Consider the following 17,648-nt stretch of genomic DNA (forward strand, 5'->3'; position numbering starts at 1 on the left):
ACAGCCACAACGATGCCACAGGACACGACGAACCCGTCTACGGGAACGGCCGAGCAGCGCACAGCAACCGACACGACCGTCCAGCTCCGGGCGGGCTGGCAGGGGCGGTTCTACGAGGATTTCGCGGTCGGCGACGTGTACAAACACCCCTACGGCCGGACGGTCACGGAGACCGACAACGTGTGGTTCACGAACCTCACGATGAACGCGAACCCGATGCATTTCAACGCGGCGTACGCGTCTGGAACCGAGTTCGACGAACGCCTCGTGAACGGGCTGTTCGTGATCGCGCTCTCGGTGGGGATGAGCGTGGTGGACGTGTCCGCGAACGCGACCGCGAACCTCGGGTACGACGACATCCAACACCACGCGCCGGTGTTCCACGGCGACACGCTGTTCGCCGAGAGCGAGGTGCTCAGCAAGCGCGAATCGGAGTCCCGGCCCCACGTCGGGATGGTGACCACGGAGCTGCGGACGTACACCCAGGACGGCGAGTTGGTGTTGTCCCTGGAGCGCACGCCGATGGTGCGCAAGCGTGGGGCCGCGGACCCGTCGGCCGCCCGGCCACCGGGATGGCCCGCGGGGGTCGGCACGCAACCGGACGCCGAGCGCACGGTCCCGGACGGGGAGTCACGATGACAGCACCGCGGACGGCCGGCGTGGCGGGGCGCGTGAACGGCGACTGTCCGGTCAAAGACGCCGCCACCGTGGCGGCCGGCATCGCCGACGACGCGACGCTCGCGGTGTCGGGGTTCGGGAGCGTCGGCGACCCGAAGGCGGTGCCACGGGCGCTGGCCGCGGCCGCGCGCGACGGCCGCGACCTCGCGCTCACCGTCGTCTCCGGCGGGAGCGTCGGCGACCCACTGGACACCGATCTCGTGGCGGCGGGCGGCGTCGCGCGGCGGTACCCGTATCAGGCCACGACGGCCGCGCGGACGGCCGCGAACGACCGGGAGTTGGCGTTCGCGGATCGCGGGATCGCCGGGCTGAGCGACGAGGTGCGGTTCGGGCGGCTGGTGGACCCCGACGTGGCGGTCGTGGAGGCGGTGGCGGTCGGGCCGGGGTGGCTGATCCCCTCGACGTCCGTGGGGCAGACGCCGGCGTACGTGCGGGCGGCCGACGAGGTGGTGGTGGAGGTCAACGACGCCCAGCCGATGGGACTGTCGGCGTTCCACGACGTGGTGGTGCGTGACCCGCCGCCCGACCGGGGGCCGCTGGCGGTGTCCGCGCCGGGCGAGCGGGTGGGCGAGTCGGCCGTGCGATTCGACCCCGAGAAGCTGCGCGCGGTCGTGCGCACGGACCGCCGTGATGACCCCTACGAGTTCCGCGATCCGACGGCGACTGACCGCCGCATCGCCGACAACGTCTTGACCGTGTTGGAGCGCGCCGTCGACCGTGATCCGGTGATCGGAGCGGCACCGACGCTCCAGTTCGGCGTCGGCAGCCTCGGGAACGCGTTGATGGGCGCGCTGTCGGGGTCGTCGCTCGCCGACGGTGAGCTGCGGTATTACGGCGAGGTGATCCAGGACGGCCTGTTGGACCTGCTTGCGGACGGCGACCTGGCGGTGGCGAGCGCGACCTCGCTGGCGCTCTCAGTGGACGGACAGGATCGCGTGTTCGACGCGCCCGAGCGGTACGCCGAGGACGTGGTGCTCCGCCCGTCGAACGTCTCGAACGCGCCGTCGCTGATCGACCGGTTCGGGGTGGTCGCGGTCAACAGCGCGGTCGGCGTGGATCTCTACGGACACGTCAACTCCACACACGTCTCAGGGGCGCGGCTCATCAACGGCATCGGCGGCAGCGTCGATTTCAATCGGAACGCCCACCTCACTGTGGTGGCGCTGCCCGCGACCGCGGCCGGCGGCGACGTGTCGACGGTCGTGCCGCTGGCGAGCCACGTCGACCACACCGAACACGACACCGACGTGGTGGTGACCGAGCACGGCGTCGCGGACCTGCGCGGGAAGCCACCCGTCGCGCGCGCCGAGGCGATCATCGAGTGCGCCGCCCCCGCGTTCAGGCCGGATCTGCGGGCGTACCTGGATCGCGCCCGGGAGTCATCGGGGCACCTCCCACACGACTTGTCGACGGCGTTCGACTGGCAGTCGTAGCCCGGCCACGGACACCACCGGCGGCCGGTCAGTCGCCGCTGGCTGGGGTGTGGGCGGTGGTGAGCGGGACGCGGCGGCCCGCGGTGTGGATGGTACACCACACGAGTACCGCCGAAAGGCCGAGGAGGGGAACGGAGGCAACGGACAAGACGGGGGCGACGACAGCGAGGACGGCGTGGCTGGCTGTCGACGGTGCGCCGAGTGACGCCAGGCCGGCCGCGACGTGGGCGGGCTGGACGGGGAACGCCATGGCGGCGGTGCCTGCGAGCAGCAGCCAGCGCTCGCGGCCGCCGGGATCGAGGTACAGCAGACACACCAGCGGGAAGTAGGCGTACATCACGTAGAGGGCGTTCGACGCGGGTGAGACGAGCAGCATGCCCGCGACGACGGCGAGGTACGTCGTCAGTCGGTCGGTGAGGGTGTGCTCCCGGCGAGCGACGAACCACACCGCGGGTGCGACCGCCAGGAGTGCCAGCGGGCCGTACAGCCGGGGGTCGACGGTGCCCAGGAGCTGCGAGAGCGGGCGGTACAGCGACATCGCGAAGAAATCCGGGGAGACGGTGCCAGCGAACTCAGACACCCGGCTGCGGGCGGCCAGCACGTGGACGTACCGGATGTAGGCGTCGACCCCGAACCAGAGCCCGCCGGCCACGAGCGCGCCGGTCGCCGTGGCCACCGCGACCCCGATCGCGTGCCAGGCCCGCCGGAACACGAGCCACAGTCCGAGGACGACCGGGAACACCTTTACCAGGGCGGCGGCGGCGATGACGACGCCGGCGATCCCCTGGTGGTCGCGTTCGAGCGCGACGAACGTGCCCGCGAGCGCGAGCGCGATCAGGGTGTCGACCTGCCCCAGGCCGAGCGCGGACAGGACTGGCGCGCTGGCGACGCAGAACCCAACGACGAGCAGCCGGTCGATGTCGTCGAGTCGGCCGCGCCGGGCTTCGATGGTGTGAACTGTCAGGGCTGCAAGCCCCAGCGCCGCTGCGACGTTGCACGCCGACTGGATCGCGAACGCGGTCTGCCAGCCGCCGGCGGCCGCTTGGGGCACGAACAGCGCGACCGCGACCGGCGGGTAGACGTATGAGACGCCCGGCAGCCCGGTTTCGATGCCGACGAACGGGTCGCCGTGGAGCGCGGCTTCCGCGGCCGCGTGGTAGGCGCGGTAGTCCCAGGCGAGGTGCGAAACGTCCGCGAGCACGAGGAAGTAGACGGGAACCAGCACGCCGGCAACGGCGCTCCAGAACAGCACGAGGCGGCGGGCGTCGAGGCCGGCCGGCAGCCACGACGGTCGGATGGCTGACAACCGCAGGGTGCGCGACATTGCCACCGGCTTCTCGGTTGGGTGGTTTAGTGTAAAGGGAGTAGTTTCACAACGAGAGAATGCGCCGAGGCGGAACGCACAGGGCGGCCAGTAGTGGGCCGGCGCGGCAGGCAGGCTGTCGGAGCCGGGGCTGCGTGGCGTGTGCGCGAAGAATCGGGTGAGCTAGCGGCGCGTCACGGGCTGTCCCAGACCGGGCGCGGGGCCAGTTCAGATGACGCGGTTCTGCAGGTAGTCGAGGTGCTTGGCGTTGTAGACGATCTTGACCTCGTCGGCTGCGGGCGAGCCGATGCAGGTCAGGCGCACGTCCTTCTCCTCGACTTCCTCGTCGCTGAGGATCTGCTGCATGTCCATGTCGATTTCGCCCTCCTTGACGATGGACGCGCAGTTCGCACAGGCACCGGCGCGACACGAGAACGGCCAGTCGTAGCCCTGCGCTTCAGCGGCTTCGAGGATGTACTCGCCCTCCGCGACCTCCATCGTGCCGTAGTCTTCGCCGTCGAGACCGGCGTCGGCGGCCTTCTCGAAGAGGTCGTCGTCGTCCATGTCCCAGCCCTGGTCGTCCAGCGTTTCGTAGTTGAGGTATTCTACCGTCGGCATCACTGCAGAGTTCGGCTTCCGAACGCATAGTAGTTGCTGTTCGGGCCAGCGTACTGCCACGAAAGCCCGGGTGTGACCGCCATCACGACGCTGCCCGCGGCGTCAACGAGGGGTTTTATCCACGGCAGCCCATGGTGGGGGTATGACATTCGAGTCGTTCACGGTGCTGCCGGCCGTCGACATGCAGGACGGACAGGTGGTGCAACTCGTGCAGGGGGAGCGTGGGACCGAGCGCACGTACGGCGACCCCGTGGACGCCGCGACCGACTGGGTGGCCGCGGGCGCTGAGGCGTTGCACCTCGTGGACTTGGACGGCGCCTTCGAGGGGGCGCGCGCGAACGCCAGCGCCGTCGAGGACGTCCTCGACGCGACCGACGTGTCGGTGCAGGTCGGCGGCGGCATTCGGAGCGCCGAGGACGCCACGGCCCTGCTCGACCGGGGCGTCGACCGTGTCATCCTCGGCACCGCCGCCATCGAGACCCCGGACATCGTCGGGGAGATCGCGGCCGCGTACAGCGACGGCGTGCTCGTGAGCCTGGACGCCAAGGACGGCGAGGTGGTCGTGGAAGGCTGGACCGAGGGCACCGGCATGGACCCGGTGGCGGCCGCCCAGCGGTACGCCGACCTGGGGGCGGCGGGCATCCTGTTCACCGACGTGGACGTGGAGGGGAAACAGGAGGGCGTGCGAACCGACCCCGTTCGAGACCTCGTTGACAGCGTCGACATCCCGGTGATCGCCAGCGGCGGCGTTGCCACTGTCGACGACGTGCGCGCACTCAAAGCCGCGGGGGCGGCCGGCGCAGTCGTCGGGACCGCGCTCTACGAGGGGAATTTCACGCTTGCGGACGCGCAGGCGGCCGTCGAGGACTGAGCGCCGCCGGGAGCACAACGACCATGTGGGCGGCGCGCCACTACCGCGGTGATGACAGACCGGACAGCCGCAGTGACGCGGGAGACGGCCGAAACCGACGTGGCGGTCACGCTGGACCTCGACGGCGACGGCGAGCACACCGTCGACACCGGGATCGGGTTCTTCGATCACATGCTGGCGGCGTTCGCGAAACACGGGCTGTTCGACGTGACCGTGCGCTGTGACGGCGATCTCGACGTTGACGACCACCACACCGTCGAGGACGTGGGGATCGCGCTCGGGGCGGCGTTCAGCGAGGCGGTCGGCGAGAAGCGCGGCATCCAGCGGTTCGCCGACCGCCGGGTGCCCCTGGACGAGGCGGTGGCGTCCGTGGTCGTGGACGTGTCGGGGCGCGCCGTCTACGAGTTCGACGGCGGGTTCAGCCAGCCGACGGTCGGCGGGCTGACGAGCCGGATGGCGGCGCACTTCTGGCGGACGTTCGCGACAAACGCCGCAGTCACGCTGCACTGCGGGGTCGACGGCGAGAACGCCCACCACGAGATCGAGGCGCTGTTCAAGGGGGTCGGGCGGGCGTTGGACGACGCGACCCGCATCGACCAGCGCCGGGCGGGGGAGACGCCCTCGACGAAGGGCGACCTCTGAGCGGGGCGGCGCTAGCGTGAGAGTCGGGCTAGGTGCGGCGCAGTCCGTCGCCGTCGGCGGCCACGTCGCCGTTCTCGATGGCGGCGTCGACGGCGGTCTGGAAGGAGTCCGCAGTCAGCCCGTAGGCGTTCGTCGCGAGCGCGCGCAGGTCGCCGCGTGGCATGTCGTCGTCGCGGTTCTCCAGCAGCCGCAGGACTTGGGCGTAGCCGTCGGGCCGCGAAGCGGCGGCGTCGTCGGTGGAGTCCTCGATGGTGATGCCGGCGGCGTCGCTGCTGGCGGCTTGCGGGGACGTCGGCGGGGTGGCGGGAGAATCGGCGGCCGGGTCGGAGCCGGAGTGGTCGGTGTCCGTGGCCGCCCCGTCGTGCTCGTCGGCACCACGGAGCGGGTCGGTGACCGTCTCCAGCGTGGTTTTGCAGCCGTCACAGAGCGCGAGCCGCACCGGACCGCTGGGGTTGGCCGCGGGGACGACCTCGAAGACCCCATCCGGGGCGTCGCCACAGAAGTCACAGGTGTCTACTTGACGCATACGTTCCTGGCTGTGGCTGGCAGCCCCAAAAGCCTGCTCGGTGTTGGGCTGGGTGGCCGGACACCGGCTGGCGGGGTGACTGGGACGCGAACGGTTTTCAGGCGCGTCCACCTGGCTTGGATCATAATGTTCGACGAGATCATGCAGAAGTTCGAGGGGAGTCCCGGACAGCAGGCGGTGATTCGGCTGTTGCTCGAACGCGGGTTCTCGGTGAACGACGGCGGCCGCGTGGTCTCCGGGGGGATCGAGATCCCGTACACGCAGGTCGCCCAGGAGGCGGGCGTCGACCGGCGGGTGGTCGATTCCACGACGGAGGCGATCCTCGATGACGGCGAGCTGACGCGCATCTTCCAGAACATCAGTCAGATCCCGAGCCTGATGGATCTGGCACCCGTGCTTGACCTGCACGTGGTGACGGTGGCCGTTCAGGACGCCGACGAGCCGGGGATCGTGGCCGCGGTGACGGGGCTGCTGGCCGACCACGGGATCCCGATCCGGCAGACGATCAGCGAGGACCCGGAGTTCACCGACGAACCGCGGCTGTACGTCGTGACCGACGAGGAGTTGCCGGGAGCGGTGTTCACGGCGCTGGCGGAGATGTCGGCGGTGCGATCGGTGGAGCTGTCCTAATCCCGGAAGAGCACACTCGCCAGGATGAACACGTAGCCGACCGTTGTCAGCGCGTAGTTCACCGTGAGCAGGAGGATGGCGTTCTCGAAGTCCTGTGCGAACGCCGAAACGGTGGTGGCGATCGCGGCCGCAACGACGACACAGAACCCCAACGCGAGGTACAGCATTTCCCGGCGTTCGGTTTGGAGGAACGCGTTGGCGGCGAACGCGACCATCGCGATGCCGGAAAGCGAGAGCAGGGCGCTGGCGGCGGCGTACAGCAGTTCGAGGTCAGTGAGTCCGGCGAGCTGGCCCGGGAGCGAAGGGGTGAGTCGGGAGAGCGTGAACAACAGGTCGCCGGTCGTCAACGCAACCATCTGTCCCGGGTTTGCGCCGACGAATGCATAACCCTTGTGGGCAGAACCGCAAGCGGCAACCCCCTGCTCGACCAACGAGCGCGTGTGACCGACGCCTACCGCACGCTTGCGGGCTCGGGGCGGGACAGCTTCGAGGTCCGGGGGTCTGAGTTCATCGGGTATGCGGGGCCGGCAAACACCGTTGCGGCGGCCGAGGCGTTCATCCAGGAGGTCCGGGAGCGCCACGCGGATGCCACCCACAACGTGCCGTGGTATCGGGTGCGCGTGACCGGTGGTGGCCCGGGCGGTGGGCATCTGTTGCGGGAGTACCAGAGCGACGACGGCGAGCCGACTGGGTCCGCCGGGAAGCCGGCGTTGAACGTCGTCCAGCAGCGCGACATCGAGAACGTGGTGGGTGTCGTCACGCGCTATTACGGGGGGACGAACCTGGGCGTTGGGGGGTTGGCGCGGGCGTATTCGACGGCGGTCAAGGACGCCGTGGATGCGGCCGGCGTGGTCACCCAGCGCCCGCAGGCGCGGCTCGTGGTGACGGTTGCGTACGATGATTCGGGCACCGTGCGGGGGATTCTGGAGAGCGCCGAGTGTTCGTTCGACGCCGACTACGAGGCCGACGTGACGTTCGAGGTGACGGTGGCTGTGGCCGACGCCGACGCGCTCCGGGAGCGCATCGCGGACGCAACGAGCGGCCGGGCGGAGATCGCGTAGCGCCGGCGGAAAACCGAAGCGCACAAGTAGTTTTAGGCTGGCCTAAAACCATGCGAACGCGCAGACAGTTCCGCGCCACACCCACGAGCCGCACAACCGGCGGGCTGCTCGCGGGCTGTGCGCGCAGCCCCAACAGCACCGACGACCGCGGCGCGGAGAACACCGACACCGCCTCGATCGCGCCCGTCGGGGCTGTCGCGTTCGACGGCGAACTGTTCGACCGCCAGCGCGTCGCGGGGGCGATCTGACGTGGCCGAACCGATGCCCACCCAGGACGGCGAGCGCCGTGATGTCGTCATCGTCGGCGGCGGCCCCGCGGGCTGCGCTGCGGGCGTGTTCACCGCGCGCTACGGCCTCGATACGGTCGTCTTCGACCGCGGGAACGCCGCGCTCCCGCGCTGTGCGTTCGTCGAGAACTACCCCGGGTTCCCGGGCGGGATCGACGTGCCGACGCTGCGAGGGCTGTTCCACGACCACGCCGAGACCGCGGGCTGTGACCTGATCGCGGACACCGTCGAATCGGTCGACCGGCCGAGCGACGACGACACCGGGTTCGTCGTCGAAACGCAGGACGGCCGTCGGGTGCACACCGACACCGTGCTCGCCGCGGCGTGGTACGACGGCTCGTACCTGCGGCCGGTCGTCGGCGACAGCGCCTTCGAAACCCACGACCACCACGGCGAGTCACGCGAGCGCTTCGACGACGCGTACGCCGACGCCGACGGCCGCACGCCCGTCGACGGCCTCTACGTCGCGTCCCCGGGCGGCCAGCGCAGCGCACAGGCCGTGATCGCGGCGGGCAACGGCGCGCACGTCGCGCGCTGTCTGCTGGCGGACCGAAAGCGCGCCCGGGGATACCCCGAGGGCGTGGCCCCACACTACGACTGGAAGCGCCGCGAGTCGGATCTCAGTGGGGAGTGGGCCGACCGTGACCGCTGGCGGGAGTGGTTCGCCGCCGAGGCCGGCGACGACCACGACCTCGACGACGACGAGTTCGCGGCGCTGCGGGCGGCGCACCTCGATCGCACGTTCGACGCGACGCTGTCCGCGGACGCGATCGAGGAGCGCGCCGAAGCGGGAGCGCACCGGCTGCTCGATCACATCGACGACGACCACATCGAGTCGTACCGCGAGCAACGGGACTGACCGGCGGCAGACAGCCACGGGGGGTACCCGAACCGTTTTGCGAGCGCCGGGCGACCCCCCACTATGCAGCCAGTCGAAGCCAGCGATTACTGGGAGCTGGCGCGGCTCAGCCAGCCGGCGGTCTCCCCGACCGGCGACCGCGTGGCGTACGTCCGAACGACCGCTGAGCGCGACGGCGACACCGGCCAGGAGACCGCGTCAGTCCACGTCGCGCCGGTCGGCGGTGGCGGTTCGCGGCGTTTCACCGCCGCCGATGGCACCGACGCCGAGCCGGCGTGGAGCCCCACCGGGGACCGGCTGGCGTTCGTCTCCACCCGCGGCGACGCTGGCGGGGGTCGCCCCCAGCTGTGGGTGGTGCCCGTGGACGGCGGGGAGGCAACGCGAATCACCGACGTGATCGGCGGCGTCTCGAACATCGCGTGGGGACCCGACGGCGACCGGGTGGCGTTCCTGCAGGCGGTGCGGCCGGCGGAGCGAGCCGAGGAGCTGGACCGCGAGCACGACGGCGAGTACGAGCGCGACACCCCCGATCCGCGCGTGATCGACCGGCAGATGTACCGCGGCCACACGAGCTACCGGGACGGCGCGCGCCGGCACGTGTACGTCGCGGACCTCGCTGCGGGGCGCGTCGACCGAGTGACCGCGGGTGTCGCCGAATGCGGCGGCCCTGCGTGGGGCGACGACGGCACGCTGTACTATCCGATCCGGCGCGGGCTGGACGCCGACGACCGCCTGGAGTGGGCGATCGAAGCCGCGACGCCGGCGGACTCGGCTGACAGCACCGTTGTGACGACCGTCGAGGGGATGGGGCCGACGCTGGCCGTCCACGGCTCCCGGGTCGCGTACACGACGACGCCGGCCGACGACCCGACGCTGACGCAGACGGCCGTCGAGGTCTTCGACCGCGACACCGGGGCGACCGACCGCCTCATGGACGGCGTCGACCGCACAGTCGCCGAGCGGACTGCGGGGCACGCCCCGGAGTGGGGACCCGACGGCGAGCACCTGTACGTCTGCACGCCCGACGAGGGCGGGTACGTCCTGCGGCGGGTGGCCGCCGACACCGGCGACGACCGCGTGGTGCTTGCCGGCGACCGCCACGTCCACGCGTTCTCGGTGTCCGCGGACGCGGTGGCCGTCGTGCAGTCCGAATGGGACCACCCCGGCGAGGTCGTGGCGGCGACCCCGATGGGCGGTGAGGAGGTCACGCTGACGCGCGCGAACCGCGACTACCTCGACGAGCGCGCCGTCTCCAAGCCCGAGTCGGTGTGGATCGATGGGCCCGCGGGCGACATCCAGGGGTGGGTGCTCACGCCCCCGGAGTTCGACCCCGAGGAGACGTATCCGCTGGTCGTGAACGTCCACGGCGGCCCGCACCTGATGTGGTCGGCGGCCGGGACGATGTGGCACGAGTTCCAGACGCTTGCGGCCCGCGGGTACGTGGTGTTCTGGTGTAACCCCCGGGGCTCGACGGGGTACGGCCAGGAGTGGCTGCGTGCCGTCGAACGCGACTGGGGCGCGGTCACGCTCGCGGACGTCATGGCCGGCGTGGCGGCGGTCACCGACCGCGACTACGTGGACGCCGACAACGCGTTCATCACGGGGGGGAGCTTCGGCGGGTTCATGACCGGCTGGGCGGTCGGCCACACCGACGCGTTCGCCGGCGCGGTCGCGCAGCGCGGCGTCTACGACCTCACGGGGTTCTACGGCACGACGGACGCCTACGCGCTCGTTGAGGGCGAGTTCGACACCGACCCCGTGCGGGACAACGCGTTCCTGTGGGCGCAGTCCCCGGCGGCGCACACCGACGCCGTCGACACCCCCACGCTGCTCGTGCATTCGGAGGCCGACTACCGGACGCCGGCGAACACCGCGGAGCTGTTCTACCGGCTGCTGAAGAAACACGGCGTTGACACCCGGCTGGTTCGGTATCCCGGCGAGGGCCACGATCTCTCCCGGTCCGGTGATCCGGGCCACGTGGTCGACCGCATCGAGCGCATCGCTGCCTGGTTCGACGGCTACAGCGACCACCACGAGGCGGCCCCGGTGCTGGAGACCGACCGCCCCGGGGCGGCCGCCGACGAGTAACCCCCCTGCGGTCAGTCGACGATGATGTCGGTGCCGCCGTCCTCGCCGTCGGCCGCCGCGGCTGCGTCGTCGTGTCCGGTGTCGGCGCGCATCTCCGTCTCGTAGCGATCCACCCATTCGGCGAAGCACTCGGGACAGAGGCGCTGGCTGTCGATCTGGGAGCGGTCGACGGAGACGCGAACCGTCCGCGATAACGGGTTCGCAACCGCGTCGCCACACCAATCACAGGGCTCCGCGTCGGCGTCGCTCATACGCGCTGCCTTGCGGGCGAGCGTCTTGAACGTGGCGGGGCCGCCGTCAGGTCGTGCGGAACGCGCGGTCGCCGGCGTCCCCGAGTCCGGGCACGATGTAGCCGTCGTCGGTGAGCGTGTCGTCGATGGCGACCGTCAGCAGGTCCGCGTCCGGGAACTGGTCGCCGACCCGCAGCAGGCCGTCGGGCGCGCTGACCGCGGACAGCACGAACAGGTCCTCGACGCCCGCAGCGGGCATCTCGTCGGTGACGTGGTCGAGGACGGTGCACATCGTCGATCCGGTCGCGAGCATCGGGTCGGCGACGATGACGGTGTCGCCCTCCGAGATGTCCGGGAGTTTCACGTAGTCGACGGTGATCGGGAACTCGCCGTCGGCGTCCATGCCGGCGTCCTCGTCGCGGCCCGCGCTGATGACGCCCTGTTTCGCTCGCGGGAACGCCTTCAGCAGCCCCTCGACGAACGGGGTTGCCGCACGGAGCACGTTGATGATAACGACGTCGTCCAGGCCGGTGACGCGCTCGCCGGTCGTCTCGGTGAGCGGCGTTTCGAAGGCCGTGAACTCCGTCTCCATCGCGCCGTCGATGATCTCGTAGCCCGAGATGCGGCCGAGTTTCACCAGCCCCTTCCGGAAGCTCACCTGCTCGGTGGTGGTGTCCCGGAGCCGGGAGAGGGTGTGTTTGGCGAGCGAATGCGTGATCACGTGTGCGTCGCCGCGGTCCTCGATGGTCATACGTGAGGTGGGACTGCGCGTCGGCTTGAAACCTACTATGACACGCCGGTATCGACAAGAGGTTTATGCGATGCGGGCCTAGATCGGGCAGCTATGGAGGAGAGCGTCGCGGGGTTCAAGCAGCGGGGCACGTGGGGCGACGTGGTCGAACACGGCGAACGCATCACGACCGCGCTGCGGGAAGCCGGTGCCGACGAGGCGTTTGCGGACGCGTTCGCGGAGTGGGACGACTGGCGGCCGAAGTCACACGAGCGCATCGGTGACGAGGTCAACGAGAAGACCGCCGATCAGGCCAGCGTCGCGGAGGGCAAAGGCGAGAAGGCCGGCGCGTCCGCCGACGAGGACTTACAGAAGGCCGGCGAGCAGCTGTCGGCGTCCTACGAGAAGCTCGGCGACGGCGACGGCGGTGACGCCGTCGAGAAGTGGCAGTCGTCCCTGGACCACGTCAAGCGGGCGGCGGACACGGCCGGCCGGAAGGCCATCCGGAAAGTCGAGGACGCGGTGTACCGGAACGTGATGACGCGGATCGCGCCGTACTACTTCGACAACGCGTTGGTGTCCGCGAACATCCAGCGCGTCCGCAGCCAGGAGGAGTTCGTCTTCGAGGTGAACATCAACGACGACGACCTCAAGTCGGCGGTCCAAGACCACCTCTCGTCGTTCGAAGCGCTCGACCGCTGGCACGTGGACACGGAACGCGAAACCGACGTCGCGGAGGCCGCCGAGGGCGTCGACCCGCCGAAACAACGCGAGGACGCCAAATCGACCACGAACTGAGCCCGGCTGGGCGACGCGTGCCGGCAGCCTCTTTGCACCGCCCCGCGGATAGTGACTAACGAATGGTTGGTGCTGAAGCAGCGACGTTCGTGGTGGCGGCGGTAGCGAGCCTGTTCATGGCGTGGGCGATCGGTGCCGGGTCGTCGGGATCGACGCCGTTTGCACCAGCCGTTGGCGCGAACGCGATCACGGTGATGCGTGCGGGGTTCGTCGTCGGGATCCTCGGGCTCGCGGGCGCGGTGTTCCAGGGTGCGAACGTCTCGGAGGCGGTCGGCAGCGATCTCATCGTGGGGATGCCGCTGTCGCCGCTGGCGGCGACGATAGCGCTGTTGACGGCGGCGCTGCTGGTCGCGGCGGGCGTGTTCGCCGGATACCCGATCGCGACCGCGTTCACCGTCACGGGCGCGGTTGTCGGTACCGGGCTGGCGATGGGGGGTGGGCCGGCGTGGCCGAAATACCAGCAGATAGCGACGCTGTGGGTGCTGACGCCGTTCGTCGGCGGCGGCACGGCGTACGTGACCGCGCGGAGCCTCCGGGACACCGCCCACGAGCGCGTGCTCGTGCCGGCGCTTGCGGGCGGCGTGGGTGCGATCACCGCCAACATCGAGTTCGCGTTTCTCGGCGGCCCCGACGCCGCACGGTCGATCGCGTGGTCGCTCGCGAGCGTGGCCGGCACGCCGTCACTGGTGGGGCGTGGGGCCGCGACGCTGGCGGTGGCGGCGGCGGTCGCGGGCGCGCTCTACTGTGACAGCGCGGGCAACGCCAGCCGCGGGCAGCGCCACTTCCTGCTGGCGCTGGGCGGACTGGTGGCGTTCTCCGCCGGCGGGAGTCAGGTCGGCCTCGCTGTGGGGCCGCTGTTGCCGCTCATCGGCGGTGAGATCCCCCTGCCGTACGTGTTGTCGGGTGGCGGCGTTGGACTGCTCGTTGGGTCCTGGACGGGCGCGCCGCGGATGATCAAGGCGCTCTCACAGGACTACTCCTCGCTGGGGCCGCGGCGGTCGATCGCCGCGCTCATCCCGAGTTTCGCCATCGCGCAGTCGGCGGTGTTCTTCGGCATCCCGGTGTCGTTCAACGAGATCATCGTCTCCGCGATCATCGGCTCGGGGTACGCCGCCGCGGGCGGCGGCGGTGGCGGCGTCAGCGGCCGGAAAATGGTGGTGACGGTGCTGGCGTGGGTGGCGTCGCTGGTGGTCGCGTTCGCAGCCAGCTACGGCGTGTTCGCGGCCGTCAGCGCGGTCATGTAGGCGGTGGGAACGCGCTACGCGCCGTTCCCGGTGGAGTCCGCGGTCAACACTTCGGCGTTGGCGTCGGCCTCGGCCGCCGAGTCGAGGCGCTGCACGCGGGCCTTCATGATGCGCGTGTTCTCGACGTGCTCGACGGTGAGTTCGATGTCCTCGAAGCGGAACGCCTCGCCCTCCTCGACGAGCCGGCCGGCGCGGTTGAAGATGAACCCCGCGATGGTTTCGAACTCCTCGCCCTCCGGCAGGTCGATGTTCAGGGCCTCGTTGACCTCCTCGATGTTCACCTCGCCGCGCACGCGGACGGTGTCCTCGTCGACGGAGTCGATCGGGAGGTCCTCGCCGCCGTCCAGGATCTCGCCGACGATCTCCTCGGTGATGTCCTCGGCGGTGAGCAGCCCCTCCGTGGTGCCGAACTCGTCGATGACGACGACCAACTGCACGCGTTCGTCCTGCATCTCCTGGAGGAGGTCGTCGACGTTCTTGGACTCGGGGACGTGGAGGGTCGGCTCGATGAGGTCGTCCAGCTCGGCGTCCTCGGTCTCCCCGTAGAGGGATTCGCGGACGAGATCCTCGAGGCTGACCACGCCGATGACGTTGTCGAGTTCGCCGTCGTAGACGGGCACGCGCTCGTGGCCGGCCTGCGTGCACGTCTGGATGGCCGCCTCGATGGTGTCGGTCTTCGAGACCGCAACGATGTCGAGGCGCGGCGTCATGACCTCCTTGGCGATGGTGTTGTTGAACCGGAAGATGCGCTGGAGCATCTCCCGTTCGTCCTCCTCGATGACGCCCTCGCGCTCCCCGGTCTTGATCATGTCCTGGATCTCGGAGCGCGTGACGTAGCTGGATTCGATGGCCGCCCGACCGCCGGTGAACTGGTTGACCGCGCGCGTGAGGTAGTCGAACAGGACGACCAGCGGATACAGGAATCGCTCGCTCCACTGCAGGGGTTTCGCGATGGACAGCGCCCAGGATTCGGAGTTCTCGACGGCGTAGGACTTCGGCGCGCTCTCCCCGAACAGCAAGACGAGGGCGGTGACGCCGAAGGTGGCCGCGAGCACGGCCTTGCCCTGCGACATGGAGGTGGCGAACAGGCCGGTGGCGATCGAGGACATCGCGATGTTCACGAGGTTGTTCCCGACCAGGATGGTGATGAGCAGCCGGTGGGGATCGCTTTTCAGCGCTGCGACTGCGTCAGCGCCCGAACGCCCCTCCTCGACGAGTGCGTCGATGCGGTGGCGCGGGATCGAGAACATGGCGATCTCCGAGGAGGAGAAAAACGCCGACAGTACCATCAGGACGGCCAGCGTCGCGACTCCGGCGCCGATGAAGGCGTTTCCGGAAACGTCGGTCCCGAACGCCGACACAGCAGTCAGAGGCGGTGAGATGCCCATTCAGATGTTGTCTTACTCCGCACTCCTTTTAATTCTTTGCTGACCGAAGCTGCGACAGCCGCCGCGGGCGAAGCGTTTACCCGGGATTCCGCCGAACACCTCGTACATGAGTGCTCCCGCAGCGCCACCACGGCCGCCGCACAGTGACGCCCACATCACGCTGTATCGGCTGCAGGCGTGTCCGTTCTGCGAGCGCGTCGTGAACCGCCTGGAGGAGCTCGGGCTGGCGTATCAGTCGCGGTACGTGGAGCCGATGCACTCCGAGCGCGACGCCGTCAAGCGCATCGTCGGCGCGCGCACCGTGCCCGCCATCGTGGACGACGAGACCGGCGTGGCGATGGCCGAGAGCGCGAACATCGTCGCGTATCTCGACGCCACCTACGGGGGTGGGGAGTGATGGAACTGGACTTCGACGTCGTCGACCTCCCGGCGGCGGACCACGTGGCGGCGGGCGACGACGCCCCCGACTTCATCCGCCCGCTGGTGACCGACGAGTACTGGGCGGACGTGGCGCTGGCGGACCTGCTGGCGGAGGGCCCGGTCGTGCTGGTGTTCACGCCGATGGACGGCGCGTTCCCCGCGACGGACATGTACTCCGAGCTGCGGGAGCGCGGCGTCCACGAGCGCGCCCAGGTGGTCGGCGTCTCCATCTCGACGCCGTACGAACACAAGACCACCATCGAGGACCGCGGCATCCAGGAGTTCACCGGCCTCTTCAGCGACCCGCAAGCGGGCGTCGCCGAGGCGTACGGCGTCAAGCACGACCCCGACGGCATGGCGGGTGTCGTCGAGCACCGTCCGGCGACGGTCGTCATCGACGCGGATGGCACCGTCGAGTACGCGTGGGTGGCCCAGCAGTGGCCGGAGTTCCCCGCGTACGACGAGTTGGAGGCTGCGCTAGACGAACTGTAGTCGCATCCGGTGTCGCGCGGTTCGTGGCTCCGGGGTTCGCTTAGCGCGGTCAAAAGTTCCTTTTCGAGCAAGCGTGTAGTCCCGCTATGAGTACGGACGACGCCCTGGCCGAGGCCGCCGAAGCGCTCCGTGAGGGCGGGCTGGTGGTTTTCCCGACCGAGACGGTGTACGGACTCGCCGCGGACGCCCTCGATCCGGACGCCATCGAGGCCGCCTTCGAGGCGAAACGGCGGCCCCGCGAGAAGCCGCTGTCGTTCGCGTTCCCGGACGTCGAAGCCGCCGTCGAGCACGTCGCCGTCGGCGAGACCGAGCGGGCGTTCATGGCCGAGTTCCTGCCCGGCCCCGTCACGGTGGTCTGCGAGAAGCGCGATTCGGTCCCCGACGTGCTGACCGGCGGCCGGGACCGCGTCGGGGTGCGGGTGCCCGACAGCGAGGTGGCGGTGGCGCTGCTGGAGCGGGTCGCGCCGCTGACGGCGACGAGCGCGAACGTCTCCGGGGAGCCAAGCGTCACGAACCCGGCGGCTCTCGACCCCGCGTTCCGGGCGCGCGTCGACGCCGTGGTGGACGCCGGGGAGTCGCCGGGGGGGACTGGGAGTACAGTGGTCGACGTGGCGCGCGGCGAGATACTGCGCGCGGGCGCGGTCGGCGACGCCGTCCGGGAGTGGCTGGCCGAGCACGCCTGACTACGCGTCGTCGAACGACAGCAGCGATCGGAGGCTGCGGGTTTCGGTGCCACACGCCTCGCGGTAGTCGCAGGCCCCGCATTTGGCGTCGTCGTGCAGCCGTGGCGGCGGGCCGTCCAGCGAGCGCGCGGTGCGGAGCGCGCGCTGGTAGGCCGCTTTCTTCCGGGTGGTGAGGGCGACGCGCCGGATCACGCCGTGGCGGGCGTACTCCACGAAGGCGTGGTCGACGGGCGTCTGCTCGCGCCACGACAGGGCTTTCGCGGCGGCGACCGCCCGGACTGCCTGCGGTTCCCAGACCCCGGCTTCGGGTGGGCTCCCTGGGGTCACGAGCGAGGGGGCGAATGGGTCGTGGTGGACTTTCGCCGCCGTGCCGTGTGCGTCCTTCCCACGCAGGTAGACGGCGGTTTCGGCGGGGTCAGAAACGGAGTGGACGGCGAGGCTGGCGGCGAGGTTCGACTGGAACTCAGGGGGTGAAACGGCGAGGTCGTGGGCGGCCAGGGTCGACGCATCGGCGGTCGAAAGCGCGCCGTACTGGGCCGCGAGTTCGCGGGCGGCGTCGTGTGCTGGGGGCGGGTCCCGGTCGTCGCGGCGTGCGTAGTAGAGCTGGCGGGGACAGTACGCGGCGGTCGCGAGATCGCTGAACGGGACGCGGTCGTCGGCGGTCACG

Annotated in this window: 22 protein-coding genes; 14 read left to right on the forward strand and 8 right to left on the reverse strand. The window is 70.2% G+C overall.

Annotated features, from left to right (window positions below; translation table 11 throughout):
- Positions 1–12 precede the first annotated feature (12 nt).
- Both JRZ79_RS22220 and JRZ79_RS22225 read left to right on the forward strand, forming a co-directional pair.
- Positions 13–639, forward strand: coding sequence for a MaoC family dehydratase (locus JRZ79_RS22220; RefSeq protein WP_010903704.1), 627 nt, complete (start codon positions 13–15; stop codon positions 637–639).
- Positions 636–2,111, forward strand: coding sequence for an acetyl-CoA hydrolase/transferase family protein (locus JRZ79_RS22225; RefSeq protein ID WP_205252225.1), 1,476 nt, complete (start codon positions 636–638; stop codon positions 2,109–2,111). The genes JRZ79_RS22220 and JRZ79_RS22225 overlap by 4 nt, the downstream gene beginning before the upstream one ends.
- A gap of 28 nt (positions 2,112–2,139) precedes the next feature.
- On the opposite strand, the gene JRZ79_RS22230 is transcribed toward JRZ79_RS22225, so the two are convergent.
- Positions 2,140–3,435 carry a glycosyltransferase family 87 protein gene (locus tag JRZ79_RS22230; protein ID WP_205252226.1) on the reverse strand — a complete coding sequence of 432 codons (1,296 nt, stop codon included), beginning with the start codon at positions 3,433–3,435 and terminating at the stop codon, positions 2,140–2,142.
- A gap of 207 nt (positions 3,436–3,642) precedes the next feature.
- Entirely contained in the window at positions 3,643–4,032 is a 390-nt protein-coding gene (gene fer2 / locus JRZ79_RS22235) for a ferredoxin Fer2 (protein WP_010903707.1), read from the reverse strand.
- A 142-nt stretch (positions 4,033–4,174) separates the two neighbouring features.
- Between fer2 and hisA the strand changes: the two genes are divergently transcribed.
- Both hisA and hisB read left to right on the forward strand, forming a co-directional pair.
- Positions 4,175–4,903, forward strand: a complete 729-nt coding sequence (gene hisA / locus JRZ79_RS22240) for a 1-(5-phosphoribosyl)-5-[(5-phosphoribosylamino)methylideneamino]imidazole-4-carboxamide isomerase (protein WP_205252227.1) — start codon at positions 4,175–4,177, stop codon at positions 4,901–4,903.
- Positions 4,904–4,954: 51 nt separating this feature from the next.
- The gene (gene hisB, locus JRZ79_RS22245; protein WP_205252228.1) at positions 4,955–5,545 is read left to right on the forward strand and encodes an imidazoleglycerol-phosphate dehydratase HisB; all 591 of its coding nucleotides are present in this window, start codon (positions 4,955–4,957) and stop codon (positions 5,543–5,545) included.
- A gap of 28 nt (positions 5,546–5,573) precedes the next feature.
- Here hisB and JRZ79_RS22250 read toward each other — a convergent pair whose 3' ends face one another.
- Positions 5,574–6,071, reverse strand: a complete 498-nt coding sequence (locus tag JRZ79_RS22250) for a hypothetical protein (protein WP_205252229.1) — start codon at positions 6,069–6,071, stop codon at positions 5,574–5,576.
- Positions 6,072–6,197: 126 nt separating this feature from the next.
- Between JRZ79_RS22250 and JRZ79_RS22255 the strand changes: the two genes are divergently transcribed.
- A complete protein-coding gene (locus JRZ79_RS22255; RefSeq protein WP_012289478.1) occupies positions 6,198–6,701 on the forward strand; it encodes an amino acid-binding protein in 504 nt (167 codons plus the stop codon).
- On the opposite strand, the gene JRZ79_RS22260 is transcribed toward JRZ79_RS22255, so the two are convergent.
- Positions 6,698–7,057 (reverse strand): hypothetical protein, encoded by a 360-nt coding sequence (locus tag JRZ79_RS22260; protein WP_136361606.1) that lies wholly within the window; start codon positions 7,055–7,057, stop codon positions 6,698–6,700. The two genes, JRZ79_RS22255 and JRZ79_RS22260, sit on opposite strands and share 4 nt — an antisense overlap.
- 84 nt (positions 7,058–7,141) lie before the next feature.
- Between JRZ79_RS22260 and JRZ79_RS22265 the strand changes: the two genes are divergently transcribed.
- From JRZ79_RS22265 to JRZ79_RS22280, 4 genes are all read left to right on the forward strand, one after another.
- A complete protein-coding gene (locus tag JRZ79_RS22265) occupies positions 7,142–7,762 on the forward strand; it encodes a YigZ family protein (RefSeq protein WP_205252230.1) in 621 nt (206 codons plus the stop codon).
- A 50-nt stretch (positions 7,763–7,812) separates the two neighbouring features.
- Positions 7,813–8,010, forward strand: coding sequence for a hypothetical protein (locus tag JRZ79_RS22270; RefSeq protein WP_205252231.1), 198 nt, complete (start codon positions 7,813–7,815; stop codon positions 8,008–8,010).
- A 13-nt stretch (positions 8,011–8,023) separates the two neighbouring features.
- Positions 8,024–8,908 carry an NAD(P)/FAD-dependent oxidoreductase gene (locus tag JRZ79_RS22275; RefSeq protein ID WP_205252232.1) on the forward strand — a complete coding sequence of 295 codons (885 nt, stop codon included), beginning with the start codon at positions 8,024–8,026 and terminating at the stop codon, positions 8,906–8,908.
- A gap of 63 nt (positions 8,909–8,971) precedes the next feature.
- On the forward strand, positions 8,972–10,996 hold the full coding sequence (locus JRZ79_RS22280; RefSeq protein WP_205252233.1) for a S9 family peptidase: 2,025 nt from the start codon (positions 8,972–8,974) through the stop codon (positions 10,994–10,996).
- A gap of 11 nt (positions 10,997–11,007) precedes the next feature.
- Here JRZ79_RS22280 and JRZ79_RS22285 read toward each other — a convergent pair whose 3' ends face one another.
- Both JRZ79_RS22285 and upp read right to left on the reverse strand, forming a co-directional pair.
- Positions 11,008–11,247, reverse strand: a complete 240-nt coding sequence (locus JRZ79_RS22285) for a hypothetical protein (RefSeq protein ID WP_010903717.1) — start codon at positions 11,245–11,247, stop codon at positions 11,008–11,010.
- A 46-nt stretch (positions 11,248–11,293) separates the two neighbouring features.
- Entirely contained in the window at positions 11,294–11,977 is a 684-nt protein-coding gene (gene upp, locus JRZ79_RS22290; RefSeq protein ID WP_010903718.1) for a uracil phosphoribosyltransferase, read from the reverse strand.
- A 93-nt stretch (positions 11,978–12,070) separates the two neighbouring features.
- Between upp and JRZ79_RS22295 the strand changes: the two genes are divergently transcribed.
- Together JRZ79_RS22295 and JRZ79_RS22300 are read left to right on the forward strand one after the other, a co-directional pair.
- Positions 12,071–12,754 carry a DUF5828 family protein gene (locus tag JRZ79_RS22295; protein WP_010903719.1) on the forward strand — a complete coding sequence of 228 codons (684 nt, stop codon included), beginning with the start codon at positions 12,071–12,073 and terminating at the stop codon, positions 12,752–12,754.
- Between the two features lie 62 nt (positions 12,755–12,816).
- Positions 12,817–13,998 carry an inorganic phosphate transporter gene (locus tag JRZ79_RS22300; protein ID WP_205252234.1) on the forward strand — a complete coding sequence of 394 codons (1,182 nt, stop codon included), beginning with the start codon at positions 12,817–12,819 and terminating at the stop codon, positions 13,996–13,998.
- A gap of 14 nt (positions 13,999–14,012) precedes the next feature.
- Here the strand turns inward: JRZ79_RS22300 and JRZ79_RS22305 are convergent, their stop codons facing one another.
- Complete coding sequence (locus JRZ79_RS22305; protein WP_205251183.1) at positions 14,013–15,386, reverse strand: hemolysin family protein; 1,374 nt, start codon at positions 15,384–15,386, stop codon at positions 14,013–14,015.
- A 106-nt stretch (positions 15,387–15,492) separates the two neighbouring features.
- Between JRZ79_RS22305 and JRZ79_RS22310 the strand changes: the two genes are divergently transcribed.
- The 3 genes from JRZ79_RS22310 to JRZ79_RS22320 all read left to right on the forward strand — a co-directional run bounded on the left by JRZ79_RS22310 (position 15,493) and on the right by JRZ79_RS22320 (position 16,981).
- Positions 15,493–15,783 (forward strand): glutaredoxin, encoded by a 291-nt coding sequence (locus tag JRZ79_RS22310; RefSeq protein WP_010903722.1) that lies wholly within the window; start codon positions 15,493–15,495, stop codon positions 15,781–15,783.
- Positions 15,783–16,298: a peroxiredoxin gene (locus tag JRZ79_RS22315; RefSeq protein ID WP_205251184.1), complete on the forward strand. Its 516-nt coding sequence runs from the start codon at positions 15,783–15,785 to the stop codon at positions 16,296–16,298. The genes JRZ79_RS22310 and JRZ79_RS22315 overlap by 1 nt, the downstream gene beginning before the upstream one ends.
- Positions 16,299–16,384: 86 nt before the next feature.
- Positions 16,385–16,981, forward strand: a complete 597-nt coding sequence (locus JRZ79_RS22320; protein WP_010903724.1) for an L-threonylcarbamoyladenylate synthase — start codon at positions 16,385–16,387, stop codon at positions 16,979–16,981.
- Here the strand turns inward: JRZ79_RS22320 and JRZ79_RS22325 are convergent, their stop codons facing one another.
- Positions 16,982–17,647: a hypothetical protein gene (locus JRZ79_RS22325; protein WP_136361614.1), complete on the reverse strand. Its 666-nt coding sequence runs from the start codon at positions 17,645–17,647 to the stop codon at positions 16,982–16,984.
- Position 17,648 lies beyond the last annotated feature (1 nt).

It is taken from the genome of Halobacterium sp. BOL4-2 (assembly GCF_016917835.2).
Classification (GTDB): Archaea; Halobacteriota; Halobacteria; order Halobacteriales; family Halobacteriaceae; genus Halobacterium; species Halobacterium salinarum.